Consider the following 24,657-nt stretch of genomic DNA (forward strand, 5'->3'; position numbering starts at 1 on the left):
GGGCTCATTTTTTTCTTGCATTCATTTGTTTAATCGTTTCACCTGGAACCAATTCCGGCTCGTAAAACGTTTGATCAGGGAGATTCTTTTTTCCTTGAACTTTTTTAATCATCCAGTCAGCTGCATCCCGGCCCATTTGCTCCTGAGGATGGGTAAGTGTTGTCAGCTTTACATGGGCATTTTTCTGGGCAATATACGAATTATCCTGTCCAATAATCGAAAGATCATCTGGAATGGACAGCCCGATTTCGCTGCATACATTTGCGACTTCTAATCCCACCTCATCGTTATAGCAAACAAGGGCAGTCAGCTCATGTCTGTGCGCCATCAGGAATGTGCTAATTTGCTCCCCCAAATGCTGCTTCGATTCTGTATCGAAAAAGAGCACATGCTCAGGCAGGAAATTAAGCTTAGCTTCACCTAGCGCTTGAATATAGCCCTTCATCCGATATTTTCCCTGTAAATCATCTGTTTTTGAAATAAGCCCAATTTGCTGATGGCCCGAGGTGATCAGCTCTTTTGTGGCTAAATAGCTGGATTTTACATCATCCAAACAGAGAAAAGGAACCTCTAACTGCTCATAATAGGCATTGATCATAATGAGCGGTACATCCTGTTCTTTAAAGGATAAATAGTACGAGATGTTTGGGTTATATAAATTGCTTTTCGTCGGTTCGACAATAAGTCCGTCCACCCCAAACGACAGCATCATTTCCAGCGCTTTTTTCTCCTGCTCAACATCGTTATTCGTGCTTGCCAGTAACAAGGAATAGTTCTCTTCGTTTAATCGGCTTTCAATGCCTCGAATGATAGAAGGGAAAATGTAATCGGATATGTATGTTGTAATGACCCCAATCGTTTTCATATGTGCATGTCCCGCAGGCTTTGTTTGATATTGATTGGTCACAAATGTGCCTGAACCTTTTTCGCTGCGCAAAAATCCTTCGCTGGACAATTCTAAGATGGCTTTTCGAACTGTATGTCTGCTCACTTGATACATGTCTTGCAGGCTTGATTCGGTTGGAATACGCTCCCCGATCCGGTAATCCCCTGTGAGTATTTTGCTTTTTATATCATCAATAATGATCTGGTACTTCTTTTTCATTGTTTCACTTCTTTCTCAGTTGATCATCTACTCGGATTGAGAAGAAATTGTATGGACATATTTTAACACGGTTGTCGGATCAAAAACAGGCGCTTTCCTTTTCTATCATGACCCCTTCAGAAAAAATGCAGGTTTTTGTCACATTGTGTATGTACAACTATATTTATTATTGACATATGTACGTACAAATATTATATTGTGATTGTACCAGAGAATCAATGAATCTAGAAAATGAAAATTGAAACCGCTATCAAAATGGGGGTGAACGCAGAGTGAATCACAAAGAGACGGCCAAAGCCTTGAAAGAAGGACGGACATCTTTAGGCATTGAATTTGGTTCAACACGAATTAAAGCAATTTTAATAGATGAGGAATTTCAGCCAATTGCACAAGGTGCATATGAATGGGAAAGTTTTCTCGAGGATGGAATATGGACGTACAATTTAATTGATATCATTACAGGTCTGCAAGTGGCGTATCGAGAGATGAAAGAGCAGGCCGAGCAAAAGTATGGTGTGACCATTCAAACCATTAGTTCAATCGGGGTATCAGCGATGATGCATGGCTATGTAGCATGTGATCATACAGGAGAGGTTCTCGTTCCGTTCCGAACATGGCGGAATGCAACGACCATCGAGGCGAGTCAAAAGCTGACTGACGTATTTCAATTTCATATTCCAGAAAGATGGAGTATTGCCCATTTGTATCAAGCGGTATTAGAAGATGAAAAACATCTATCCCGATTAGAATATATGACCACTTTGTCAGGATATATTCACTGGTTGTTAACCGGAAAGCAGGCCATTGGTATTGGCGATGCGTCAGGGATGTTTCCAATTGATGAACAAACGAAGGACTACAATGAAGAAATGCTCCAGCAATTTGAAGCATTGATTGCAGAAAAAGGCTATCCGTGGAAGCTTCGCCACCTCCTGCCGCGTGTCTATTTAGCAGGCGAAGAAGCTGGCGTATTAACGGCAGCAGGGGCAGCCATTTTGGATCAAGGAAAACATTTGCAGCCAGGCATTCCATTTTGCCCGCCGGAAGGTGACGCTGGAACGGGAATGGTGGCGACAAACAGTGTAGAAAGACGGACGGGGAATATTTCTGTTGGGACGTCGGTTTTTACCATGATTGTGCTGGATCAGGATCTAAAAGGTGTGTATCCAGAAGTGGATATGGTTACGACGCCGGATGGACTGCCAGTTGCAATGGTTCATGCGAATAACTGTACAAGTGACCTAAACGCTTGGATGAATATATTCAGAGAGGCATTTGAAGCACTAGGCATGCAAGTGGAGTCAGAAAGGTTATACGAATCGTTATTGCAGCAAGCTTTAGAAGCAGATCGAGATGGCGGCGGACTCTTAAGCTATGGCTATTACTCTGGTGAAAATATTACGAGACTGTCAGAAGGAAGACCTCTTTTTGTCAGGTCTCCTGAAAGCCGCTTTAACCTCGCTAATTTCATGCGAACCCATTTGTTCTCCGCTTTTGGTGCAATGAAAATAGGCATGGACCGGTTAAAGGAACAGGAACATGTAGTAATTGACCGCTTACTAGGACATGGAGGATTATTTAAAACACCGCTCGTTGGACAAAAAATGGTTGCCGCAGCGCTGAATACACCTGTATCAGTCGTTTCCACAGCCGGAGAAGGCGGTGCGTTTGGGATGGCTGTCCTTGCTTCATATATGGTCCATCATCAGCAGCAAACATTGGCTGAATTTCTCACCCATCGCGTATTTGCCCATACATCAGAAGAGCTCATGGAACCTGATCCACTCGATGTCAAAGGCTTTGATGAATTTTTAAAGCGCTATCAAAAGGGGCTTGCAATTGAAGAAGCGGCGGTATCGCATCTCATGCCAAAGAAAGGAGTGACGACGGTATGCTAGATCGCTTAAAAGAAGAAGTGTATCAAGCAAATTTAGATTTGCCAAAATACGGACTTGTGAAATTTACATGGGGCAATGTCAGTGCGTGTGATCGTGACAGTGGTTTGTTTGTGATTAAGCCGAGCGGCATAGCGTATGACCAACTATCAGCAAAAGATATGGTCGTGGTGAACTTTGATGGTGAAGTGGTGGAAGGGGAATTCAGTCCTTCGTCAGATACAGCTACACATGCAGTTCTTTATAAACACTTTGAGGAAATTGGCGGTATTTCACATAGCCATTCCATGTGGGCTACCGTTTGGGCGCAGGCAGGACTTGATTTACCAGCAATGGGCACAACACATGCCGATACATTTTACGGCGCCGTTCCGTGCGCTCGTTTTCTAACAGAAGAAGAAGTCAATCGCGGTTATGAGGTAGAAACGGGCAATCTGATCATCGAAACATTTGAGAAAAGAAACCTAGATGTGATGGCGGTGCCGGGTGTATTGCTTCAAGGGCATGGTCCATTTACGTGGGGGAAAGATGCAAAAAGCGCGGTCACAAACAGTGTAATTTTAGATGAAGTCGCCAAAATGAACCTTTTTGCCAAGCAATTGAACGAATTTGCGGAGCCATTGCCGCAGCGAATTTTAGATAAACATTACTTAAGAAAACATGGAAAGCATGCGTATTACGGACAAAAACCTTCAAGATAAAGAAAAGAGGGATATCTATGTTAACAAGTCAGAAAAAAGAATTTTGGTTTATCGTTGGGTCACAGCATTTATATGGTGATGAAGCACTGCAAAAAGTAAAAGCAGATGCACAAAAGATGACGGATGCTTTAAATGAGAGTGGTTTACTTCCTTATCCAGTGATCTTGCAGGACCTGGCTGTCAGTGCCGATCAAATTACAAAGCTTATGAAAGAGGTCAATTATCGCGATGAAGTTGTTGGCGTGATGACGTGGATGCATACATTTTCTCCAGCAAAAATGTGGATACGCGGCACCAGCCTTTTGCAAAAGCCTCTTTTGCACCTTGTCACACAATATTATGAAAAGATTCCGTGGGACACGATCGACATGGACTATATGAATCTCCATCAATCCGCACATGGAGACAGAGAATATGGCTATATCAATGCACGTTTAAATAAACAAAACCAGATTGTGACCGGTCATTGGTCAAAGCCTGAAGTGCAGCAGCAAATTGCTGATTGGATGGATGTTGCGGCTGCCTATCATGAGAGCTTTCACATCAAAGTAGCCCGATTTGGCGACAACATGCGGCATGTAGCCGTGACAGAAGGCGATAAAATCGAAGCGCAGATTCAATTAGGATGGACCGTTGATTACTTTGGAATAGGCGATCTCGTCGAATATGTAAATGCAGTAGAGCAAGAAGAGGTAGATGCATTATTTGCTGAGTATTTAACGCAATATGATGTGAATTATGGAACGTATTCAGTTGAAGAGTGGGAAAAAAGTGTCAAGGTGCAGGCGCGATATGAGATCGCCATCAAACGTTTCTTAGATGAAGGCGGCTATAATGCCTTTACAACAAACTTTGAAGATTTACATGGGATGAAGCAGCTGCCTGGACTTGCGGTACAGCGGCTGATGGCAAAGGGATACGGTTTTGCCGGGGAAGGTGATTGGAAAACGGCCGCACTGGACCGCTTATTAAAAGTGATGAGCCATCATCAATCCACTGGTTTTATGGAGGACTACACGTATGAAATGACGTCTGGGCAGGAAGCAGTGCTGCAATCTCATATGCTAGAAGTAGATCCAGCGCTCGCCCATACAAAACCTGTCATTGTCGTGTCTCCACTTGGAATCGGAAACCGGGAAGATCCAGCTCGTCTTGTGTTTGATGGCAAAGCAGGCGAGGGTGTCGTTGTTTCCATTGCTGATTTTGGAACACATTTCAAATGGCTTATACAAGAAGTTGAAGCCTTTGAGCCAGAGGAAGCAGCACCTCATTTACCAGTTGCGCGTGTATTGTGGAAAATCAAACCGAATTTTCAGGATGGCGTCAAAGCATGGATTAAAGAAGGCGGGGGCCATCATACAGTCGTGTCTCTCAATTTAACGGTTGATCAAATTGTTCATTTTGCAAAGCTTGTCGATGCAGAATTTGTGGTTTTATAGAAGGGGGAAAGGTCTTCTGCTGGTTACAGTGGAAGCACTGGGTGAAATGAAAGCGGTTTATTAAGTGAGGGGGTCATCCACTTGGAGAAAAAAGTGTCAAGTAAATTTATCTTCTTTTTCGGGTCCTTTGCGGGCATCTTGTTCGGATATGATATTGGTATTATTGCAGGGGCAGAAGGACATATTCAGGAAGAATTCCAGCTCAGCCCATTATGGCTTGGAATCGTTGTCTCTTCATTAATGGGTGGGGCGATTATCGGCTCCATTTTAAGCGGTCTGTTAGGGGATAAATTTGGTCGTAGAAAGCTCATTTTGGTCTCATCCGTGATCTTTTTTGTCGGAGCGATCGGATCTGCTATCGCACCAGAAGAGATTTCATTAACCATTGCACGTATCTTCTTAGGGACAGCAGTAGGAACAGCCTCATCATTGGTTCCGGCTTATATGTCTGAAATCGCTCCTGCTAAAATCCGTGGGAAATTATCTGGACTCAATCAGCTCATGATTGTAACTGGTCTATTGCTCAGTTATATTGTCGCATTTGTGTTTGAACCCATTCCGGACAGCTGGCGCTGGATGCTGGGAAGTGCCGCTTTATTTGCGATCGTGCTTTATATTGGCATGCTGAAGCTTCCTGAATCTCCGAGATATTTGATTAAACACGGCATGGCTCATAAAGCACGGGAAGTATTAGGATCACTGCGTTCTTCCCGTGAAGAAATCGAATCAGAAATGCAGGAGATTTTAGAAGTGGCCAAAGAAGAACGTTCGGGTATTCGTGAATTGTTTCAAAAGAAATTCAGAATGGCACTTTTCATCGGAGTTGGGATGGCGACCCTTCAGCAAATTCAAGGCGCAAACTCCATTGTCTATTATGCAACAAGTATCGCTCGGAATGTTGGTCTTGCGCCGCAGGTCGCCGCAGGTTTTACAGTCATCGTCGGGGTCATTTTTGTCGTCACGACCGTGATCTTTTTACAATTTGTTGACCGCTTCGACCGCCGAACGATTCTCACCGTAGGGGGATCGGGCATGGCCCTTTCTTTCTTTGCTCCCGCCGCATTAGGTGCACTTGGCGTTAGTGAAGGAATTTTAAACTGGGTGACATTGATTTCACTTTGCTGCTTTATTTTGTGCTACGCCTTCTCGTGGGCACCGATCACGTGGATCATCATCGGCGAAATTTTCCCGCTATCTGTCAGAGGTATCGGCGCAGGTATTTCATCTGCCTTTAACTGGACGGGATCGTTAGCCGTTGGACTCGTGTTCCCTATCCTGGCAGACAAATTCAGCTTCGGGGTCATTTTCTCCTCATTTGGAGTCATCTGCTTAATCGGGCTGTTATTCACCCGATTTGTGCTAGTCGAGACAAAGGGAAGAAGCTTAGAGCAAATCGAAACCGATATGGCTGCACGTGTATAAATCAAAGAAAACCATCTATCCCATTGGGTAGATGGTTTTTTTACTCAAGCGTCTGTTTGAGCTCATTTGGCAGTAAATCAATCAATTGATCATAGGAAGACAAATCCAGCACTTCAAGCAGTGCGTAATATTTCGCGTAAATTTCACTCAGCTGATCAGGATGATTTGTTTGATATTGATTCAGATGCAATTGAGTTAGTTCAAGTGCAATGTCTAGCTTGTTTCGTTCGAATGGCTGTGTCGTGTTGATCATATCGTTCACCTCTTATTTGATGATGAGTAGAAAAAATGCAGTGAATAAAAAGAGCTTATGTTTTGTTTTCATGGATGTTCTTTCTTCTTAATATATCATTTGTATAATATGTTAAAATTGACCTTTTGTAAAGAAAGAGAAAACGAGGTCGATAGTGGATTTTTTTAAAAATAGACAAGCATCTAATCACGAAAGATGCATCTGACATACGATAGAGTGTAAGTGAAAGACAACTTGAAGGGGTGTTGAGATGAGCCGAAATCGATTAGATGATTTCTTCTTTGGACCTCGCAGAGAAGAAACGGTTGTTTTCCCCACGCGTCAAATTGTCAAAACAAGAACGAATGAACAAACGATCAGAAAAATTCATCCAACGCATATCACAAACGTCAATAAAAACATTAAAAGAATAGAAAACTACTATCCTGTTACTGAATCGACTCACAACGAGTATATTGTAGAAGAATACGATTGCGGCAGTGATATCAAAAACCCTTGCTGCCGTCCGGTGAAGCGCTGTAAGTGGTAATGAAGGGGCATCCTTTTATGGGATGCCTTTTTATTTTCAGGAATAAAATTTTGATCCAAAGTTCTTTTCAAGATAAAATTAGAATTATCCATCATTCTTTTGGAGGCGATTTTCTGAATATTCGATTGTTAACACCAGATGATGCTGAAGCATATGCAGCACTCAGACTAGAAGCACTGCGATTAAATCCAGAGGGCTTTGCGATGAGCTATGAGGAAGAGCCAATCAATATAGGGGATAAATATAAAGCGCGTTTTGCTTCGGCGAATTCTATGTGGACATTTGGCGCCTTTCATCAAGAACAGCTTGTGGGGGCAGTCACGCTCATCCAAGAATCCTTGCAGAAGTTAAAGCATCGAGCGAATCTGACAGCGATGTATGTAACACCTCGTGCACGCGGAAAAGGAACAGGCCAGGCCTTGATGACAAAAGTTCTTTCCTTTGCGCGAGAACGGCAGGATATCGAGCAAATGTATTTATCGGTGGTGACAACTAACCACTCAGCCAAACGCCTCTATCGCTCTGTTGGATTTGAGTCATACGCTGTCGAAGAAAAAGCGCTAAAATGGACTGATACATATGCAGATGAGGAAAAAATGGTTTTATTTTTATCATAGTCTGGAGGAGATAGAAGGTGGATCAACAAGCCATGCGCATCACATTAGCAGCAGGACCTAATAGTGAGCTGGAATCTTTTGCACTGCGTGCAGCACTTGAAAACTTCGGCGCGAAAGTCGATATGCATTGGATTGGAAGACCAAATGACCTGATTCATGTGTTATCTGGTAGAAATAGAGGAGAAATAGATTACCTTCTTTTATCGTTTCACGGTGAAGAAGGAGCATTTATCATGCCTGAATTAGGGGAAGATGTATACGAAGATGAGGAGCCTAGAGATACTGCTTTTGGAGCGGATGAAGTCAAGCAGTATGCCTTTTTAGAAGGAGTTCATGTCATCTCTACAGGCTGCACACTAGGAGAGAAAAATCTAGCAGATGCTTTCTTAAATGCAGGAGCTACATCTTATACGGCACCGGACGATTACATCGATGGAAATGCAGCATTTATCTTTGTGCTGACCATGCTGTACGAGCTCATGAACAATACAAAGACGGTCAGAGCAGCATTTGATCGAGCGCGTTCCATTGATGAAGAAACGAAATTATTTCAACTATATATGCAAAAGTAATCAAAGGACTGAGAAATCAAGTCCTTTTTTTATTCCTCTCTAAAATGTGTCGAAAATGTGACGATTGTGTGATTTGCAAACTAAAAAGGGGGCATGCAAAGTCTATCCTACAAACACACGTCATTCAGGCATGACGGCATCACGAGAGGAGAATCATTGTGTCAATTAAATGGAAAGTCAGTCTCGTCCTATGCGGACTTGCGATGATTATCGGAATCGCTGCTTTTTATCATAATCAGCAGGCAAGCGGGACAGAGAAGAAGAAGGTAGAACCAGATGCGAGCTATAAAGAAGTTGAAATTGTGACCCTCGTGAATGACGGGAGATACTTGAGATATGCTGTGAACTATCCTGTGTTTCATCAAAAAAAGCTAGATCAAGAGATGAAAAGATTTGCAGAAACAGCGCTGGACAAATTCAAAACATCGTTTAGTGAAGCAAGCGATGTCGATGAAGATCATCGATACGAATTAAACATAGATTATGAGATTACTCATTATGCGAAACAAACCGCTGCGATCAAATTCAATACATATGAATTGAAAGGCGGAGTAAAAGGCGCACATGAAACGAAGATTTTCAATTTTGATTTCAAGAAACAGCAGTTTTTATCGATAGATGATCTATTTTTATCAAAAAAAGAAAGTCTGCAAAAACTGTCTCAAATGACATTTGAGGAGTTGAAAAAAGATCGCTCTCTTGCTGAAAACGAGCATTTGCTCAAACAAGGAACGTCTCCTAAGGCAGAGCATTATCAGTATTTTGCCATCAAAGATCGTTTTATTGAATTCTACTTTCCAGCAGGGCAAATTGCACCAGACAATAAAGGCCCTCAAGTGCTGGCGATTAAGAAAACACTGCTTAAAGGAATGTTAAAGCCAGAATACATCAATAAAGAAAAGAACAAAAACGAGAAAAAAGAACCGATCGCAAAAAGAAAGATCGTAAAACTGCCAAAACAGAGAGTGTTTAACCCAAAACAAAAAGCCATTGCCCTTACATTTGATGATGGACCAAATCCATCAACGACCTCAAAAATCTTAACAGCTTTAAAAGAAAACAAAGGACATGCGACATTTTTTGTATTAGGAAGCAGGGTTCAATATTATCCCGATATGCTAGGTGAGATTAGAAAAGGTGGAAATGAAATCGGAAATCATACTTATAACCACCCTTTACTCACAAGACTGCCGTTAAAACAAGCCATCAAACAAGTAGAAGATACACAGCAAATCATTGAAAAAGCAGGTGGGTTCACACCGACTCACTTTAGACCGCCATATGGTGGAACAAACGGGCAGATCAACTCGGCTGTCAACATGAAAGTTACGCTCTGGGACGTTGATCCTGAAGACTGGAAATATCGAAACAGCCAATACGTCGCCAACTATATTCTTACACATGCGTCTAGCGGAGAAACCGTCTTAATGCACGACATCTATGACACCTCTGCAAACGCGGCTGTCACGATCATCAAGGAATTGACCAAACAAGGATATCAATTACTAACAGTATCGGAGCTTGAGCAGTGGAAGGAAGCACGGGCGAAAAAGGTGAATTGAATACGTAAAAAAGATGCGAGTCTTAAAGAATTCGCATCTTTTTTATAGCCAATTATGAAGATGGAGGGAAAATATGTTAAAGTGATTGTAGAAAGGGAGGGCTTCGAATGGTGTTGATGAGGTTGATCAGCATATATATGCTGACAGCGTTTAGTTTGGCATTTGTCATAAACTATGTACCTGGTTTGATGCTGCCCATCTATATTCTTGCGATGATTGGGCTCATTTTATGTCTCGGTCATATTGCACTCCATTATATTCGGCGAATTAGATATATGTTGTTTGATGAAAAACGATAAGATTTCTCCTATTGAAAAACCTCCTGCTAGTTGCGCGAGGTGTTTTTTTCGGTTTTTGATGTTTTAACTGCTGGATGATTTTCTCGTTTGACGCTTTGAGTTGTCTCAAAAGAGAAACGATATTTCCTGTAAATCTTATGAGGACAATTAGTAAAATGATGATCATCCACATGCTATGACCTCCATTATCATATATCAAGGATACAGTATAATAAGAATGTCTAAAATGAACAGTTCGTGTCATATATCCGGCAATTGATGTGAATGGAGAATGTTGAGGGGGATTCATTTGAAACGAGTAGACGTGGTTTCAGCTATTATTTATGACGAGGAAGAAAATCTATTAACAGTCAAGAATGTAAAGGGATATTGGGAACTTCCGGGCGGTGCTGTGGAAAAAGGTGAACACCTGCAGCAGGCTGTCATCCGCGAAGTGAAAGAAGAGACAGGGTATGTGATCAAAGTAAAGGAACTTCATTCGGTTCGAGAAGCGTTCTTTCAAGATAAAAAGCATCATGCGCTTATCATTACGTTCTTTGCGGAAATGATCGGGGGAGAGATGAACATTCTAGATCCTGATCATGATATTGAAAAAGTAAAATGGGTCAGCACTCAAACCTTTCAAAAGCTAAATCCAAAGTTATATCACATGCTAAAATTAAACCAACAAACACAAGCTTTTTATGATTTTGAGGGAAATAGAACAATTGGTTAAATGCAAATTGATAGAGACATGGAGGAGCGATATTAATGGTTTTATACTACGGGCCTACAGGAGCTCCGATAGAAAATCCCGGACAAGAATTCATGAAAAGAATCTTCTTTCAGGAGGGTGAAGAGTATTGGAAACAAGGTAACGGGGAATCTTCCATTGAGATAGAGGAGGATTGGGAATCTGAAAGTCTAGTTTTCTTTTATACTGAACCGTATGGATTCTTTATCATCAGATATCCAGATTTTTTAGTCCCTTTTCAAAAGGTAGAAAAGATTGAAACGATCGAGCATTTCATAGCAGGATCACCATTGTATGTGCCATCATGCAGCTATGTTGATCGTAATCAGGCGTATGAAATCGTTCAACATTTTTTGACGACAAAAAAGGTATCTGATCTTGTTGAATGGGTCGAGTTGAGGAATATTGATTTTCAGCATGATGTGAAAAGTTAGGGGAGTAAGGTGAAAGTGTGTACAAATGAAAGAATACATAGTTTAGATGAGAGTATGCATTTACATGTAGGATATTATGAACAAGGTTTTGATTATGAAGGCGTGTTTTTTAAGAGTTTAGAAACAGGAAGATGGTTATTGTTTTTTGATCAGAAAAGTTACGAGTTGAATCTCTTAAAGAGTTATGAGGAATACGATCATTTAGGCTTATTCATTGGGGAATATTCAATTGAAGATGCTCAAATCGAAGAGAAAGGTCAGCAATTATTTGAGCATTTTTTAAAAGAAAACAACATAGTGGGATAAATGAATGGATATTTAACTGACCTTACTTTTCATAAGGATGTACTGATTTTAACTTTCTACCGATAAAATTAGCAGATACAGGTGTTAATTCTTTTTCTCTTGCCCAAACAGAAAGTTGACCGATATGGTGAATTTCGTGGGCAATTATATGATGTAATATTTCATCTTTAGTGTATTCATCTTCATCCCAAGGAACTGTTACTATTCGATCTTGTTTTTCATCTAAATGAGATTTTAAAAATTCAACTATTTCATGTCGTAAAGTCATTGAGAGTGTTTTTACTTTCGCCAGAGTCTTGTAATCATCAAAATTTAATACCACGTCTTTTTTACCCTGAATACCTCGAATCCAACTATATTCAACATCGATAATGTGAAAAAGAGTGTATAAAATACTCCCTACTCCACCTATGCGGTCTTGTAACAACTCTTCTGTTGTTAGCTGATTACACCAGTTAATCCATTCATCTCTAACCTGCCAGTTGTACTCAAAAAACTTATTCATTATGATCACTCCAAAGTTAAATTGTTTGTTTAATTACTGCTATCTCTGAAAGATATTCTTGTTGAATTAAACGACACAATGTACATGGTCTGGTGTCAGTTTAGAACCAATCATAATATCAACCTTGTTTTCATAACATGGCCCTTTGAAACTGTTACGTTTGCAGCAAGTTGTTCTTTTGGGGGAAGCGGTAGTTTATCTACAATTACTAAACGTCTTGCTTCTAATATCCCGAATGTTTGTTCTTGTATTGATTATACTAAGCTTTCTGACAGGTATCAAATAACAACATTTAAAATTGATTAGCAAGAATACACGAAGCATTATATTTTATTTTTCGTATTTACATTTTTTAAGCATAAATGCAGAATACAATACTGATATGCAAATCGCTTTGCCATCATTTCCTGCAGCTCTCTAAATAGTGGGGCATGATGAATTGATTTCCTTCATGTCTTACTTCATGACCATGACCAAAATCTTGCCATTGTTCTTGAGGGCTAAGGCGGCAGCTATTATGAAAAGAAATGCAGCGAGACAGCAGCTTAGTGCCGAAAAAAACAGACCTAGTGAGGTCTGTTTTTGTTAGAAGTTAGGGGAAGTTCATTTTCACTTCCCCTTCTCCGCTCGGTAAAACTCATGAAACATCTTCATCAGCGCCCGCTTCTCAATCCGTGACACATAGCTCCGTGATATCCCGGGCTCTTTGGCAATTTCCCGCTGCGTTTTTTCTTTCTTTAAATCAAGTCCGAACCGGCCGACGATCACTTCTTTTTCTCGGCCGTCGAGGATGTCGATATACTCCTTTACTTTTTCAAGCTCCATGTTGAGTTGAATGGTATCGATCACATCTTCATTTTCAGATTTTAAGACATCAATTAATGAAATTTCGTTGCCTTCTTTATCCTGACCTATTGGGTCATGCAAGGAGACGTCTTTTTTTGTTTTTTTGAGCGCGCGTAAGTGCATGAGAATTTCATTATCAATGTCAAGAGGGGAGTGCAGAATTTAAAAATCGAATTTCACTTTTGCCACATCATGCAATAATTCAGGTCTGTCATTTAGAAAAACTTCACTTAAGTGAAGAGTGATTGAACTCAAATCCGAAACATCATCCACAAGTAAAGGAACTACAACCATACCTTCATTTTCGACTTTACCATAAAAAGAACCAACACCTGTATCCGTAGTCAAATTAGACTTATTGACTTCGATTTGTTTTTTTGTATTAGTGGTAATAGCATCAACACCAGAAAACAAAACATCTTTATCGGAAGTGTTTTCAGTCGTATAAGTAATTTGTATTCTATGATATTTATCTTTTTCATATTGACTATCAGAAAGAAGCTCTTTATCTTCTTCACCTAAATTACTGTATTCAAATACTTTAACATCGTGTATTTTCATCTTAATAGGACTTAAATCTATTTCTTTTTGTTTGTTGTTTATCTTTTTCAAAGTCAGTGTTGAACCATTTTTATCTTTATTCCATTGGCCAATTTCGGTTAGAAGTCCTGATGTTGGTTTATTCTCTTTTTGTGCTGATTCTTTTGAGCTCTCTTTATTGGTTTCTTCTTTTTTTGCCGGCTCAGTTGAGCTGTTAGTGTTACCACAAGCAGTTAGAACTGCCATAAAGCATAAGAATAAAATTAGTTTAGCTTTTTTCATTAGTCTGCACCCTTCTAAATACACATTTTAGTAATACAGGAAACATTATAATATAGAAAATATTAAAATGGTGATTTTCGACAAAATTAGACAAAATAATTCATGACTTATAGCATGGGTTTAAAGTCACGAATCGTTCGATAGTGAATTTATATGTAACATTAAAAAGTGCTGCTATTTCATTTGTGAAATTATTATAAGAAGGATTATCAATGATTTTAGTTCCGTTATAATGTCGGCTGCTGATGTTAAAAATGGTGTTACAGAAAAATGTAGTTAAAATGAAAAAATAGGAAAGAGGCTATAGAATGGATTTTATAAATGACCTTAGTGAAGAAGCTAAAGTTGCCCTAGGCTTAGCAATAGCTGAAAAAATCTATACATTCATAGATAAAGAAGATGATGGTTACCACATAGGAGAAAAAGCTTTAGATGATTGTTGGAAATGGCTTTCTGGCAAAGAGTTAAGGGCAGATGATTTATGTAATTATATAGATAGTGAAGATTATATGGATGTAGCTGAGTACGCTAATAAAGAAAAAGATGAACAAAAACAATATGGCTGGTATTCAGTACTAGATGCAGTTTCTTACACAGCGTATCAAGCGTATAGACGAGAAAATAAAAAATTTGTTCCTCAAGTGCTAGAGGTAATAGACGATGAAACATTAATTGTAATGTGGGAAAATGCAATTGAGTCAAAAATGATTGATATGGCTGAATTAAATATCTTGAGAAAATATTTAGTTGATCATTATCCTAGCAAAGATCAAGATAATAACAAACTATATTTAATTAGCAAAGAGGACATCGCAGTCAAGAGACAGTAGCTTAGTGCCAAAATAAAAAACAGACCTCATGAGGTCTGTTTTTGTTAGAAGTTAGGAAATTCATTTTTACTTCCCCTTCTCCCGTTTCCGTTTTTCCTTCTCCGCCCGGTAAAACTCATGAAACATTTTCATCAGCGCACGCTTCTCAATCCGTGACACATAGCTCCGCGATATCCCGAGCTCTTTGGCAATTTCCCGCTGCGTTTTTTCTTTCTTTAAATCAAGTCCGAACCTGCCGACGATCACTTCTTTTTCTCGGCCGTCGAGGATGTCGATATACTCCTTTACTTTTTCAAGCTCCATGTTGAGCTGAATGGTATCAATTACATCTTCATTTTCAGATTTTAAGACATCAATTAATGAAATTTCGTTGCCTTCTTTATCCTGACCGATTGGGTCATGTAAGGAGACGTCTTTTTTTGTTTTTTTGAGCGCGCGTAAGTGCATGAGAATTTCGTTTTCAATACACCGCGCTGCATACGTTGCAAGCTTTGTTCCTTTTCCAGAGGAATAGCTTTCGATGGCTTTAATGAGTCCGATCGTCCCGATGGAGATGAGGTCTTCAGCGTCTTCCCCGGTATTTTCAAATTTCTTTACGATATGGGCGACGAGCCGAAGGTTATGTTCAATCAGCATGTTTCTTGCATGTTCATCGCCCTGTGCCATGAGGGCTAAGTATTTTTTTTCATCATCTCCCGAAAGGGGCTGTGGAAAGGCATTGTTTTTGACATAGGACACTAAAAACACCAATTCTTTGACCATCAATCCCATCGCTGTAAATACTCCTGCCACGATTTTCACCTCCACCATGTTTAGGCCGCTGCCTATATCCTCAAATGTATGTGAAGGAGGGATTGTCTGTGTCTGTACGATGAAAAAATCATGTTTTTCGAAAAATGTTCGTCTCTTTTTACAGCCCCTCTCATATGTTTGCGGTTTCTTTGCGGTGCTTGGCGGTCAAGAAGCGTGCTAAAATATGTAATATTAGACCGAAAAGGAAGGGGTTTTTTCGGAACATGGGGAAGGTTCTATCTTCACATGTAGGTATGAAAATTAATGAATGGTATCGAATGATACGGCAGTTCAGTGTTCCAGATGCGGAAATCTTGAAAGCGGAAGTTGAAGCGGAAATTGAACAGATGGAAGAGGACCAGCATTTACTGATTTATTATCAGCTCATGTGTTTTCGGCACCAAATCATGCTTGACTATATACACCCTTCAAAATATAAACCTTTCTCAGTATCTAATCTAGTCGATAAAATCGAAAACTCCAATCATGAGTTATCTGATATGCTGCATTATTACCATGCATTTTTTCGTGGCATGCATGAATTTAGTCAAAAAGAATATTTAGAAGCCGTCAAATATTATCGAGTGGCAGAAAAGCAGCTGTCCATGGTATTCGATGATATTGAGCAGGCAGAGTTTCATTTTAAAGTGGCAGAAGCCTACTATATAATGAAACAAACACATGTCTCCATGCACCATATTTTAAAGGCGCTGGAAATATACGATCAGCATGATGCGTATACGATTCGCATCATTCAATGTCTCTTTGTCATTTCGGGAAACTATCAAGATTTAAAACGAAAAGACCGGGCACTGCCTCATTTGAAAAAGGCAAAACAGCTCGCATCTGAAATTGATCACCCGCGCATATACAGTTCAGCACTCTATAATTTAGGAAAATGTTATGGCGAGCTGGGCTATAGAGAGGAAGCGGAACGATACTTAACGGAATCTGCTGATCTTGCCCGCAAAGAGCTGCTCCCAACGCTTCCGCATACGCTCTATACGCTGGCGAAGCTGCTTTTTAGACAGAATGAACAGGCGGATGCTCTGCGCATATTAGAAGATGGGAAATTAGCTGCAAAGAAGCATGAAGACCAGCTGTTCTGTCATATGTTTGAGTATCTGGATGCTTTATATGTTCAGGAAATCAATGAAGACCAACTGCAAAAAACCATTGATTATTTGGAAAAACTTAGCCTATACTCTTATATAGAGGATATCTCACTAGAAATTGCGACAGCCTTAGAAGCCTCTCAACAATACAAAAAGTCCAACCAGTATTATCAGAAATTATTATGGGCTCAAAATCAAATCCAAGAAGGAGAGTGTCTGTATGAATTCTAAGCAACGTTCGACAGTTGAAGAGAGAAACCAAACGTGAAACAAAGAGCGGGCCAATATGGCCGGCTTTTTTTATTTGAAAAAGAAGCAGATATCACCATGAAGCTTGTATGAATTGATGAGAAAGCGGGCAATTTATCGGTAATGATGTTCGGTGGAGGAGGCGGTCGAATGAGAGGGCTGCATATCTTGATGTGTATATGGCTGCTATGTGCTTTTGTTCCTAATGAAGTAGAGGCACGCACATTAAAACGAGTCGATCTTGAAAAAACGGGGCGTGCCTTTTGGGACATGAGAGCGGAACGGAAAAAGATTGCGATCACCTTTGATGATGGACCTCATCCAGTGTATACAAATCAAATATTGGATGTGCTGAAGGAGCATCAAGTGAATGCGAGCTTTTTTGTGATAGGGAACCGAATCCATGCATATCCAATGATCGCAGAACGGATTGTGGACGAAGGGAATGAACTCGGCAATCATACGATGAATCATACGTATTTTGACCTTTTGTCGTCAAAGGAGATCAAGCGGGAATTAAAAGAATCAGCGGCTCATATCGCTTCACTCCAGCCTGGCGGTCCCTTATTATTTCGCCCTCCTGGTGGACGCTTAACCATGAAATCATTCCGCATTCTGTCAAAGCAAGGATATGATGTGGTCATGTGGTCTTTTACGCAAGATCCGAAGGACTGGTCAAGACCAGGCGCACATAAAATTGCAAGCCGAATTATTGATCATATTCAGGGCGGGGATATCATCCTTTTACATGATGGCGGGGGAAATCGAAAGCAAACGGTAGAAGCATTGAAACAAGTGATTCCTGAATTAAAGAAGAGAGGCTATGAATTCGTAAAAGTAAGTGAGCTGCTGCAACATGACAAAGCATATATGCCCGTTCAACTGCAATAGGAAGCATTCGTCAAAAACAGTCATTCATTGAAACCAAAAGTCTTGTCGTTTACTATATGAAGAGGGCTTTTGGAGGTGAATGTTGTGAAGAAATATGTTTTCCTTTTCATCCTATTATGTGTTGCCGCTGGGTGCTCTAAGCCAGTTCAAGAAAGCGTCATTGCATTTGGTGACAGCAATACAAGAGGATCAAACTGGGACTTTCGAGATTATCCAACATCTGAAAAATGGGTGAATCTCATGAAAAACGTCGAGCGCGGCCAAATTCAAGTGAAGAATGCAGGCATTGGCGGGCAGACGACTGAAGACGCGAAACTGCGCTTTGAGCAGGATATTTTAAAACAGAAACCAACTTACGTCCTCATCATGTTCGGTACGAATGATGCGGCGATTTTAGACGGGAAACATCCCCGAGTGACGAAAAAACGGTTTAAAGAAAATTTATCCTACTTTATTTCTGAAAGTAGAAAAGAAGGCATTACCCCGATTCTCATGACCTGTGTGCCTGTTGTAGAAGGCGGGAAAAAGGGCTTGTATTATTACTCTAGATATAAGTCATCTTATTTTGCCGAGAGAGGCGGGGCAAGAGCTTGGCAAAACTCTTATAATGATATCACGAGAGAAGTAGCGAAGGATGAGCAGGTGCCGCTTGTCGACAATTGGAAAGCTTTCATCCGAGAAGCTGGTGAAGACAGTGATCGAGCTCTGATTCAGTCAGGTTTGATCGACCCTTCTGGTAATCATATGACACCAAAAGGGGCGAGAATTATTTATAACGAAATCAAAGAGCGTGAAGTCATCAAACATTTTTAAATGATGGCCATCCGCCTAAACAAGACCATTCATCCAGCATAGTCTAACAGTATATCTTCCTAGAAGGAGGTAACTGATATGTGGGGATGTCCTTATCCTTACCCTGCGTGTTCGCCTTATCCAGCACAAGGAGCAGGAATCGGTTACGCTTTTCTTGTTGTGTTCCTTGTGGTCATTTTAGTCGTAGGCGGAGGGTTATGGTTTTGGAATGAACAGCCTTGCAATTAAGACACCTCTTCTTTCATCAGAAGGGGTGTTTTTTACGGAAAATAGTAGTAAGCCTATAGCGCAAGTGATATAATATCAGTCACCTGAGTTTAAAAAAGGAGAGTGCTCGGGAGGCATGGTTCCTGTGATATGGAATTAAGAGGAAACAGAGAGCATATGCCCGAGCGAACGTCTTTTCATTTCTGTCTCAATTAATTCAATGAAGTCGCGATTTAAGTTCATTTCATTTGCTTTATAATACGATTCTATAAGTAAATCATCTGACAGCTTTTTCATACTAGAAACCCATATGATGGGAAAAACACCTCCCCTGAAAAAGTTGGCATAAAATTTGAGGAAAAGACATATCATCATAGGTTGATCGACTGTCTTTGAAGTACCTTTAATCTACCATGAATGGGAAACAAGAACAATCGTTCTGTTATCCACATGGTTAAGTGGATAACTTGTGGGTAGAGTGTTTATAATTGAATGAAAGCGTGATGAAATATAGGTGGATAATGTGTGTAAAATTATCCACACCTGTTGAAGGTCCTCATCATATGTCGAAAACTTTTTCATTGTATTCGATAGACAGACAAATTGTGATTTGATTCGACACAATCGCTGAAAACCAATGGAAGAAAGGGTGCAAATTGTGCTAAAGAAGTATTTCTTACCGGATGAATTTGTGAAAAGTATTTTCCACATTTCACCGCAAAAATTAAAAGAACGAAATGTAAAAGGAATTATTACCGATCTAGATAACACACTAGTAGAATGGGACCGTCCAAGTGCGACACCGCGCTTAATTGAATGGTTTCAAGAAATGAAAGATCACGGGATACAAGTGACGATTGTATCGAACAATAATGAAAAAAGGGTCAAGCTTTTTTCTGAACCGGTTCATATCCCGTTTATTTATAAAGCGAGAAAGCCTATGGGAAGAGCCTTTAATAAGGCAGTCGCTGATATGCAGTTGAAAAAAGAAGATGTGGTTGTCATTGGGGATCAGCTCATGACAGATGTTCTTGGCGGGAATCGTCATGGCTTCCATACGATTTTGGTCGTTCCTGTTGCTGCCTCGGACGGATTTTTCACAAAGTTTAACAGGCAGATTGAACGCAGAATTTTAGGAGCCTTAAAGCGTAAGGGCCACATTCAGTGGGAGGAAGAGTAATAATGGAAAAGGTTGTTTGTATTGGCTGCGGTGTAGCCATTCAGACGGAAGATAAAGATCAATTAGGATATGCGCCGGCAGCATCTCTATTGAAAGAAGATGTGATCTGTCAGCGCTGTTTTAGGTTAAAGAACTACAATGAGATTCAAGATGTTTCTTTAACAGAAGACGACTTTTTAAATATATTGCACAGCATTGGAGAGACAGATTCTCTCATTGTCAAGGTCGTTGATATTTTTGACTTTAACGGAAGCTGGATCAACGGGCTGAGCCGTATTGTCGGTGGTAATCCGATTTTACTTGTCGGCAACAAAGTGGATATTTTACCGAAATCCGTGAAAAAAGATCGTCTGATTCATTGGATGAAACGGGAAGCAAAGGAAAACGGATTAAATCCTATCGATGTTTTCTTAATCAGTGCAAGCAGAGGCCAGGGCGTACCTGAGGTGATGGAAGCGATCGATCATTACCGCGATGGAAGAAATGTCTATGTCGTCGGCTGTACGAATGTTGGAAAATCAACATTTATCAATCGAATCATCAAAGAAGTATCTGGCGAAGAGAACGTCATTACTACATCCCAATATCCAGGTACTACACTTGATGCCATTGAAATTCCGCTTGATGACGGGTCTGCTTTATTCGATACGCCGGGCATCATCAACCGTCATCAAATGGCGCACTATGTCAGCAAAAATGACCTGAAGATTTTAACGCCGAAAAAAGAATTGAAACCGAGAACGTTCCAATTAAATGAAGCACAAACGCTTTATTTTGGCGGACTCGCTCGATTTGATTACGTAAAAGGCGGCAGAACATCATTTGTCTGCTATATGCCAAATGAGCTGAACATTCACCGTACAAAGCTGGAGAACGCAGATGATTTATATGAAAAACATGCAGGGGAACTGCTGTCACCGCCATCAAAAGAGGGAATGGAAGATTTCCCGCCGCTCGTTCCGCATACCTTTACCATTGATCAGCCAAAAATGGACATCGTCTTTTCAGGTTTAGGCTGGGTCACTGCAAATGATGCGGGTAAGCAAATCAAAGTTTATGCGCCAAAAGGCGTTCATGTGTTTATGAGACGTTCGTTAATTTAAATGTTCAAAGGGGGAGAGACCTTGAAACCTTTATACGGAGTAATCGGAAACCCTGTTGGCCACTCAATGTCTCCGGATATTCATAATGCAGCACTAAAGGATGCTGGAATTGATGGACACTATCATGGCTTTCAAGTAGAAAATGATGACCTGAAAGAGGCTGTTAGCGGCATGAAAGCGTTAGGAATCAGCGGCATTAACGTCACTGTTCCGCACAAGGTAGAAATCATGCAGTACCTTGACAAAATTGATGTGACAGCTGAACGCCTCGGTGCCGTCAATACGGTGCGGCTCGAAGGGGATCAGCTCGTTGGGTACAATACAGATGGAGAAGGCTTTCTTCATTCATTGCTTGAAGCCTTGGATCACCCGTTATCAGAGCTGTCATTTCTTCTGATTGGTGCTGGCGGAGCGGCAAGAGCGATTTATACGACAATTGCTCAGTATGCACCGAAGAGCTTTGATATTACGAACCGCACCATTGAAAAAGCTGAAGCTTTAATTGAAAGCGCAGAGGGGAAAATCACCTCTCATGCAATCACATTAAATACAGCAGAAGAGCGGCTTGGGGAATATGATGTCATCATCCATACGACCTCGATTGGCATGTATCCGAATGTTGAAGAAACCCCGATTTCTTTAGCGAACGCAAAAAAAACAGCGGTCGTTTGTGATATTGTGTATAATCCAATAGAAACAAAACTGCTCAGTGAAGCAGCAAGGTTAGGCTTGAAAACAGTAGATGGGGTTGGCATGTTTGTTGGACAAGCAGTAAGAGCCTTTGAACTGTGGACAGGTATCACGCCTGATGCCGGAAAAATGAAGTCAATTGTCATAGAGAAATTAGGAGGAACACCATGTTAAAAGGTAAGCAAAAACGTTTTTTACGTGCACAAGCACATCATTTATCACCTATTTTTCAAGTTGGAAAAGGCGGGGTAAATGACAATATGGTCAAGCAAATTTCCGAGGCGCTTGAAGCAAGAGAACTATTAAAAGTCAGCGTATTGCAAAATTGCGACGAGGACAAAACAGAAGTTGCGAAAGCACTTGTAAAAGGTGCAAAGGCAGAACTCGTTCAAACGATCGGAAATGTGATTGTCCTTTACAAAGAATCTAAGGAAAATAAACAAATTAAGCTGCCGTAAAGGTGGATACGATATGAAAAAAATAGGGTTGTTCGGCGGTACGTTTGATCCTCCCCATAACGGGCATTTGCTGATGGCAAGCGAGGTGCGGACTAAAGTGGGGCTGGATGAAATTTGGTTTATCCCAAACCATATGCCTCCTCATAAAACAGGACGGAAACGAGCAGATAGTCATCACCGGATAAAAATGGTGGAGGCAGCGATTCAGTCAAATCCGTATTTTCGGCTCGAGCTCATTGAAATGGAGCGGGAGGGTCCGTCTTATACGGTAGATACAGTGGATCTGTTAAAGAAGCGACATCCAGAAGATCAGTTCTTTTTTATGATAGGAGCGGACATGGTCGAGTATTTGCCAAAATGGCATCGGATCGACGATTTGCTTCAAATGATCACCTTTATTGGGATGAAAAGACCGGGTTACGTTGGAAATACGGCATATCCGCTTTTATTTGCAGATGTTCCAGCTTTTGATGTATCATCGACATTGATTAGGCAGCGAATAGAGCAGGGAATACCTGTTGATTATTTGATTCCGAAAGCTGTTGAGCGTTATATAAAGGAGCATCATTTATATGAATCGTGAAGAAGCATTGAACTGTGTCAAAGAACAGTTAACAGAGCATAGATATACACATACACTTGGAGTCATGGAGACAGCCATTTCATTAGCGGAACGGTTCGGTGCAGATGTGAAAAAAGCAGAGATCGCCGCTATTTTTCATGATTATGCGAAATTTAGACCAAAGGAAGAAATGAAGGGGATTATCGAGCAAGAGCAGATGAACCCTTTATTGCTTGAATATTCGCCCGAGCTTTGGCACGCCCCGGTTGGTGCCTATTTGGTCAAAAAAGAAGCTGGAATTGACGATCACGATGTGTTAACAGCCATTGAATTTCATACTTCCGGCAGACCAGACATGACTTTACTTGAAAAAGTCATTTATGTCGCAGATTATATAGAACCAGGACGTCATTTCCCTGGTGTCGAAGAAGTAAGGGAGTTAGCAGAGCATGATCTAGATCGTGCACTGATTCAATCATTAAAAAACACCATCAGTTTTCTAATGAAAAAGAATCAGCCAGTCTTTCCAGATACGCTTGCTACTTACAACTCGCTTGTGCATAAGAACAACTAAGGAGGAATTTTGGATGGATTCATCATCAATTTTAAACGTCGCAGCAGGTGCATGCGATGATAAACGGGCTGAGGATATTATTGCCCTTAATATGCAAGGAATCTCACTTGTTGCAGATTATTTTCTCATTTGTCACGGGAATTCTGATAAACAAGTGCAAGCCATTGCAAGAGAAGTAAAACATCTTGCAGAGGAAAGTGGAATCGAAGTGAAAAAGATGGAAGGCTTTGATGAAGCAAGATGGGTATTGATTGACCTAGGTGATGTCATTGCCCATGTGTTCCACAAAGAAGAAAGAGGATACTACAATCTAGAAAAGCTATGGGGAGATGCGCCGAGAGAAACGCTTTCACTTGGCATTAACTCATGATTTATCAAGGGTTTGCAGGTGTGTATGACGAGCTCATGACACATGCACCTTATGATGAATGGGTTCAGTGGATCCAGCAGTATATTAAACCGAATGCTGTCATCATCGATGTAGGCTGTGGGACTGGAGAGATTTCTCTTCGGTTAGCTGAAAAGGGCCACAAGGTTACAGGAATTGACCTTAGTGAAGAAATGCTGGCCTTCGCGCAGCAAAAAGCGCAAACGAAAAATCAGTCGATTCAATTTTTGCATCAAGATATGAGAGAGGTTACAGGCTTTGAACAAGCCTTCCAGGCAGCCGTTATTTGCTGTGATTCCTTGAATTACTTAAAAAACGAAAATGACGTCAAAAAAACCTTTAAAAACATGTTTCAGCTTTTAGAGGCAGATGGGGTTTTACTTTTTGATGTTCATACGCCTTATAAAATGGAAGAGGTATTCCCAGGTTCAACTTATGCAGATCAAGATGAAGAGATCAGCTATATTTGGCAGAGTGATAAAGGGGATGACATGTATTCGGTCATTCATGATTTAAGCTTTTTTGTAAAGGACGGAGACATGTATCAGCGTTATGATGAGACACATGAACAGCGCACATTTTCATTTGAAACATATGCAGCGTTCCTTGAGTCCGCTGGCTTTGAACAGATAGAAGTGACCGCTGATTTTACAAATGAAGCCCCCGGTGAATTCGCCGAAAGATATTTCATCTCAGCTAAGAAACCAAAAACCATCGTTTAATAGAACGATGGTTTTTTAAAACCCTTTTTTCGCTTATTGCAAA

The 24,657-nt window shown here is 40.6% G+C and carries 31 protein-coding genes and 1 pseudogene; 25 read left to right on the forward strand and 7 right to left on the reverse strand.

Annotated features, from left to right (window positions below):
- Window positions 1-4: 4 nt before the first annotated feature.
- On the reverse strand, window positions 5-1,105 hold the full coding sequence (locus tag MHI60_RS14405) for a GntR family transcriptional regulator (protein WP_095409086.1): 1,101 nt from the start codon (window positions 1,103-1,105) through the stop codon (window positions 5-7).
- Between the two features lie 272 nt (window positions 1,106-1,377).
- Here MHI60_RS14405 and MHI60_RS14410 point away from each other — a divergent pair, with 272 nt between their 5' ends.
- The 4 genes from MHI60_RS14410 to MHI60_RS14425 all read left to right on the forward strand — a co-directional run bounded on the left by MHI60_RS14410 (window position 1,378) and on the right by MHI60_RS14425 (window position 6,562).
- Window positions 1,378-3,003, forward strand: a complete 1,626-nt coding sequence (locus MHI60_RS14410) for an FGGY-family carbohydrate kinase (protein WP_144484702.1) — start codon at window positions 1,378-1,380, stop codon at window positions 3,001-3,003.
- On the forward strand, window positions 2,997-3,701 hold the full coding sequence (locus MHI60_RS14415) for an L-ribulose-5-phosphate 4-epimerase (protein WP_111291704.1): 705 nt from the start codon (window positions 2,997-2,999) through the stop codon (window positions 3,699-3,701). Before MHI60_RS14410 ends, MHI60_RS14415 begins: the two co-directional genes overlap by 7 nt.
- Window positions 3,702-3,718: 17 nt before the next feature.
- Window positions 3,719-5,140: an L-arabinose isomerase gene (gene araA, locus MHI60_RS14420; RefSeq protein WP_144484700.1), complete on the forward strand. Its 1,422-nt coding sequence runs from the start codon at window positions 3,719-3,721 to the stop codon at window positions 5,138-5,140.
- A gap of 81 nt (window positions 5,141-5,221) precedes the next feature.
- A complete protein-coding gene (locus tag MHI60_RS14425; protein WP_048238949.1) occupies window positions 5,222-6,562 on the forward strand; it encodes a sugar porter family MFS transporter in 1,341 nt (446 codons plus the stop codon).
- A gap of 40 nt (window positions 6,563-6,602) precedes the next feature.
- Here MHI60_RS14425 and MHI60_RS14430 read toward each other — a convergent pair whose 3' ends face one another.
- Window positions 6,603-6,815, reverse strand: coding sequence for a hypothetical protein (locus MHI60_RS14430; protein WP_024427922.1), 213 nt, complete (start codon window positions 6,813-6,815; stop codon window positions 6,603-6,605).
- Between the two features lie 250 nt (window positions 6,816-7,065).
- Between MHI60_RS14430 and MHI60_RS14435 the strand changes: the two genes are divergently transcribed.
- From MHI60_RS14435 to MHI60_RS14470, 8 genes are all read left to right on the forward strand, one after another.
- Window positions 7,066-7,344 (forward strand): spore coat protein, encoded by a 279-nt coding sequence (locus tag MHI60_RS14435; RefSeq protein WP_048238948.1) that lies wholly within the window; start codon window positions 7,066-7,068, stop codon window positions 7,342-7,344.
- Between the two features lie 50 nt (window positions 7,345-7,394).
- Window positions 7,395-7,961 carry a GNAT family N-acetyltransferase gene (locus MHI60_RS14440; RefSeq protein ID WP_263639741.1) on the forward strand — a complete coding sequence of 189 codons (567 nt, stop codon included), beginning with the start codon at window positions 7,395-7,397 and terminating at the stop codon, window positions 7,959-7,961.
- A 17-nt stretch (window positions 7,962-7,978) separates the two neighbouring features.
- A complete protein-coding gene (locus tag MHI60_RS14445; RefSeq protein WP_144484696.1) occupies window positions 7,979-8,533 on the forward strand; it encodes a delta-aminolevulinic acid dehydratase in 555 nt (184 codons plus the stop codon).
- A 158-nt stretch (window positions 8,534-8,691) separates the two neighbouring features.
- Window positions 8,692-10,095 carry a polysaccharide deacetylase family protein gene (locus tag MHI60_RS14450; protein WP_144484694.1) on the forward strand — a complete coding sequence of 468 codons (1,404 nt, stop codon included), beginning with the start codon at window positions 8,692-8,694 and terminating at the stop codon, window positions 10,093-10,095.
- 107 nt (window positions 10,096-10,202) lie between these two features.
- A complete protein-coding gene (locus MHI60_RS14455; RefSeq protein WP_048238943.1) occupies window positions 10,203-10,394 on the forward strand; it encodes a hypothetical protein in 192 nt (63 codons plus the stop codon).
- Between the two features lie 289 nt (window positions 10,395-10,683).
- Window positions 10,684-11,109 (forward strand): NUDIX hydrolase, encoded by a 426-nt coding sequence (locus MHI60_RS14460; RefSeq protein WP_144484690.1) that lies wholly within the window; start codon window positions 10,684-10,686, stop codon window positions 11,107-11,109.
- Window positions 11,110-11,144: 35 nt separating this feature from the next.
- Entirely contained in the window at window positions 11,145-11,561 is a 417-nt protein-coding gene (locus tag MHI60_RS14465; RefSeq protein ID WP_095409074.1) for a hypothetical protein, read from the forward strand.
- A gap of 9 nt (window positions 11,562-11,570) precedes the next feature.
- Window positions 11,571-11,867 carry a DUF3986 family protein gene (locus MHI60_RS14470; protein ID WP_269195369.1) on the forward strand — a complete coding sequence of 99 codons (297 nt, stop codon included), beginning with the start codon at window positions 11,571-11,573 and terminating at the stop codon, window positions 11,865-11,867.
- 22 nt (window positions 11,868-11,889) lie between these two features.
- Here MHI60_RS14470 and MHI60_RS14475 read toward each other — a convergent pair whose 3' ends face one another.
- From MHI60_RS14475 to MHI60_RS14485, 3 genes and pseudogenes are all read right to left on the reverse strand, one after another.
- Window positions 11,890-12,372: a DinB family protein gene (locus MHI60_RS14475; protein ID WP_144484688.1), complete on the reverse strand. Its 483-nt coding sequence runs from the start codon at window positions 12,370-12,372 to the stop codon at window positions 11,890-11,892.
- Window positions 12,373-12,981: 609 nt separating this feature from the next.
- A pseudogene (locus MHI60_RS14480) lies at window positions 12,982-13,359 on the reverse strand (sigma factor-like helix-turn-helix DNA-binding protein); the annotation flags it as partial.
- A gap of 21 nt (window positions 13,360-13,380) precedes the next feature.
- A complete protein-coding gene (locus MHI60_RS14485) occupies window positions 13,381-14,040 on the reverse strand; it encodes a hypothetical protein (RefSeq protein WP_144484686.1) in 660 nt (219 codons plus the stop codon).
- Window positions 14,041-14,348: 308 nt separating this feature from the next.
- Here MHI60_RS14485 and MHI60_RS14490 point away from each other — a divergent pair, with 308 nt between their 5' ends.
- Window positions 14,349-14,870 carry an Imm6 family immunity protein gene (locus MHI60_RS14490; protein WP_144484684.1) on the forward strand — a complete coding sequence of 174 codons (522 nt, stop codon included), beginning with the start codon at window positions 14,349-14,351 and terminating at the stop codon, window positions 14,868-14,870.
- A gap of 66 nt (window positions 14,871-14,936) precedes the next feature.
- Here the strand turns inward: MHI60_RS14490 and sigK are convergent, their stop codons facing one another.
- Complete coding sequence (gene sigK / locus MHI60_RS14495; RefSeq protein WP_034738387.1) at window positions 14,937-15,665, reverse strand: RNA polymerase sporulation sigma factor SigK; 729 nt, start codon at window positions 15,663-15,665, stop codon at window positions 14,937-14,939.
- 221 nt (window positions 15,666-15,886) lie between these two features.
- Here sigK and MHI60_RS14500 point away from each other — a divergent pair, with 221 nt between their 5' ends.
- The 4 genes from MHI60_RS14500 (at window position 15,887) to MHI60_RS14515 (ending at window position 18,958) form a co-directional block, all read left to right on the forward strand.
- On the forward strand, window positions 15,887-17,008 hold the full coding sequence (locus MHI60_RS14500) for a tetratricopeptide repeat protein (RefSeq protein ID WP_144484682.1): 1,122 nt from the start codon (window positions 15,887-15,889) through the stop codon (window positions 17,006-17,008).
- 168 nt (window positions 17,009-17,176) lie between these two features.
- The gene (locus MHI60_RS14505) at window positions 17,177-17,917 is read left to right on the forward strand and encodes a polysaccharide deacetylase family protein (protein WP_095409069.1); all 741 of its coding nucleotides are present in this window, start codon (window positions 17,177-17,179) and stop codon (window positions 17,915-17,917) included.
- A gap of 84 nt (window positions 17,918-18,001) precedes the next feature.
- A complete protein-coding gene (locus MHI60_RS14510; protein ID WP_186437302.1) occupies window positions 18,002-18,730 on the forward strand; it encodes a GDSL-type esterase/lipase family protein in 729 nt (242 codons plus the stop codon).
- A 78-nt stretch (window positions 18,731-18,808) separates the two neighbouring features.
- Window positions 18,809-18,958, forward strand: coding sequence for a hypothetical protein (locus tag MHI60_RS14515; RefSeq protein WP_162842499.1), 150 nt, complete (start codon window positions 18,809-18,811; stop codon window positions 18,956-18,958).
- Window positions 18,959-19,093: 135 nt separating this feature from the next.
- Here MHI60_RS14515 and MHI60_RS14520 read toward each other — a convergent pair whose 3' ends face one another.
- Window positions 19,094-19,234, reverse strand: a complete 141-nt coding sequence (locus tag MHI60_RS14520; protein WP_003217327.1) for a sporulation histidine kinase inhibitor Sda — start codon at window positions 19,232-19,234, stop codon at window positions 19,094-19,096.
- Between the two features lie 361 nt (window positions 19,235-19,595).
- On the opposite strand from MHI60_RS14520, the gene MHI60_RS14525 reads away from it, so the two are divergent.
- Genes MHI60_RS14525 through MHI60_RS14560 form a run of 8 tightly spaced genes read left to right on the forward strand, consistent with a single transcriptional unit; the run spans window position 19,596 to window position 24,614 of the window.
- Window positions 19,596-20,117, forward strand: a complete 522-nt coding sequence (locus MHI60_RS14525; protein WP_008356191.1) for a YqeG family HAD IIIA-type phosphatase — start codon at window positions 19,596-19,598, stop codon at window positions 20,115-20,117.
- 2 nt (window positions 20,118-20,119) lie between these two features.
- Window positions 20,120-21,220, forward strand: coding sequence for a ribosome biogenesis GTPase YqeH (gene yqeH, locus MHI60_RS14530; protein WP_095409067.1), 1,101 nt, complete (start codon window positions 20,120-20,122; stop codon window positions 21,218-21,220).
- A gap of 21 nt (window positions 21,221-21,241) precedes the next feature.
- On the forward strand, window positions 21,242-22,084 hold the full coding sequence (gene aroE / locus MHI60_RS14535; RefSeq protein ID WP_144484678.1) for a shikimate dehydrogenase: 843 nt from the start codon (window positions 21,242-21,244) through the stop codon (window positions 22,082-22,084).
- Complete coding sequence (yhbY, locus tag MHI60_RS14540) at window positions 22,078-22,368, forward strand: ribosome assembly RNA-binding protein YhbY (RefSeq protein ID WP_008342507.1); 291 nt, start codon at window positions 22,078-22,080, stop codon at window positions 22,366-22,368. The genes aroE and yhbY overlap by 7 nt, the downstream gene beginning before the upstream one ends.
- 13 nt (window positions 22,369-22,381) lie before the next feature.
- On the forward strand, window positions 22,382-22,951 hold the full coding sequence (locus MHI60_RS14545) for a nicotinate-nucleotide adenylyltransferase (protein ID WP_144484676.1): 570 nt from the start codon (window positions 22,382-22,384) through the stop codon (window positions 22,949-22,951).
- Window positions 22,941-23,504: a bis(5'-nucleosyl)-tetraphosphatase (symmetrical) YqeK gene (yqeK, locus tag MHI60_RS14550; protein WP_111291689.1), complete on the forward strand. Its 564-nt coding sequence runs from the start codon at window positions 22,941-22,943 to the stop codon at window positions 23,502-23,504. Before MHI60_RS14545 ends, yqeK begins: the two co-directional genes overlap by 11 nt.
- 13 nt (window positions 23,505-23,517) lie before the next feature.
- Window positions 23,518-23,874 (forward strand): ribosome silencing factor, encoded by a 357-nt coding sequence (gene rsfS, locus MHI60_RS14555; RefSeq protein WP_003217467.1) that lies wholly within the window; start codon window positions 23,518-23,520, stop codon window positions 23,872-23,874.
- Window positions 23,871-24,614, forward strand: a complete 744-nt coding sequence (locus tag MHI60_RS14560; protein WP_111291688.1) for a class I SAM-dependent methyltransferase — start codon at window positions 23,871-23,873, stop codon at window positions 24,612-24,614. The genes rsfS and MHI60_RS14560 overlap by 4 nt, the downstream gene beginning before the upstream one ends.
- The last annotated feature ends 43 nt before the right edge of the window (window positions 24,615-24,657 follow it).

This window comes from Bacillus sp. FSL K6-3200, assembly GCF_038630485.1.
Taxonomy (GTDB): domain Bacteria; phylum Bacillota; class Bacilli; order Bacillales; family Bacillaceae; genus Bacillus; species Bacillus safensis.

Coding starts and splice junctions, on each gene's coding strand:
- MHI60_RS14405 (WP_095409086.1), bottom strand. CDS start 1,105: ATGAAAAAGAAGTACCAGATCATTATTGATGATATAAAAAGCAAAATA.
- MHI60_RS14415 (WP_111291704.1), top strand. CDS start 2,997: ATGCTAGATCGCTTAAAAGAAGAAGTGTATCAAGCAAATTTAGATTTG.
- araA (WP_144484700.1), top strand. CDS start 3,719: ATGTTAACAAGTCAGAAAAAAGAATTTTGGTTTATCGTTGGGTCACAG.
- MHI60_RS14430 (WP_024427922.1), bottom strand. CDS start 6,815: ATGATCAACACGACACAGCCATTCGAACGAAACAAGCTAGACATTGCA.
- MHI60_RS14435 (WP_048238948.1), top strand. CDS start 7,066: ATGAGCCGAAATCGATTAGATGATTTCTTCTTTGGACCTCGCAGAGAA.
- MHI60_RS14455 (WP_048238943.1), top strand. CDS start 10,203: ATGGTGTTGATGAGGTTGATCAGCATATATATGCTGACAGCGTTTAGT.
- MHI60_RS14465 (WP_095409074.1), top strand. CDS start 11,145: ATGGTTTTATACTACGGGCCTACAGGAGCTCCGATAGAAAATCCCGGA.
- MHI60_RS14475 (WP_144484688.1), bottom strand. CDS start 12,372: ATGAATAAGTTTTTTGAGTACAACTGGCAGGTTAGAGATGAATGGATT.
- MHI60_RS14485 (WP_144484686.1), bottom strand. CDS start 14,040: ATGAAAAAAGCTAAACTAATTTTATTCTTATGCTTTATGGCAGTTCTA.
- MHI60_RS14490 (WP_144484684.1), top strand. CDS start 14,349: ATGGATTTTATAAATGACCTTAGTGAAGAAGCTAAAGTTGCCCTAGGC.
- MHI60_RS14500 (WP_144484682.1), top strand. CDS start 15,887: ATGGGGAAGGTTCTATCTTCACATGTAGGTATGAAAATTAATGAATGG.
- MHI60_RS14505 (WP_095409069.1), top strand. CDS start 17,177: ATGAGAGGGCTGCATATCTTGATGTGTATATGGCTGCTATGTGCTTTT.
- MHI60_RS14515 (WP_162842499.1), top strand. CDS start 18,809: ATGTGGGGATGTCCTTATCCTTACCCTGCGTGTTCGCCTTATCCAGCA.
- MHI60_RS14520 (WP_003217327.1), bottom strand. CDS start 19,234: ATGAAAAAGCTGTCAGATGATTTACTTATAGAATCGTATTATAAAGCA.
- yqeH (WP_095409067.1), top strand. CDS start 20,120: ATGGAAAAGGTTGTTTGTATTGGCTGCGGTGTAGCCATTCAGACGGAA.
- yhbY (WP_008342507.1), top strand. CDS start 22,078: ATGTTAAAAGGTAAGCAAAAACGTTTTTTACGTGCACAAGCACATCAT.
- MHI60_RS14545 (WP_144484676.1), top strand. CDS start 22,382: ATGAAAAAAATAGGGTTGTTCGGCGGTACGTTTGATCCTCCCCATAAC.
- yqeK (WP_111291689.1), top strand. CDS start 22,941: ATGAATCGTGAAGAAGCATTGAACTGTGTCAAAGAACAGTTAACAGAG.
- rsfS (WP_003217467.1), top strand. CDS start 23,518: ATGGATTCATCATCAATTTTAAACGTCGCAGCAGGTGCATGCGATGAT.
- MHI60_RS14560 (WP_111291688.1), top strand. CDS start 23,871: ATGATTTATCAAGGGTTTGCAGGTGTGTATGACGAGCTCATGACACAT.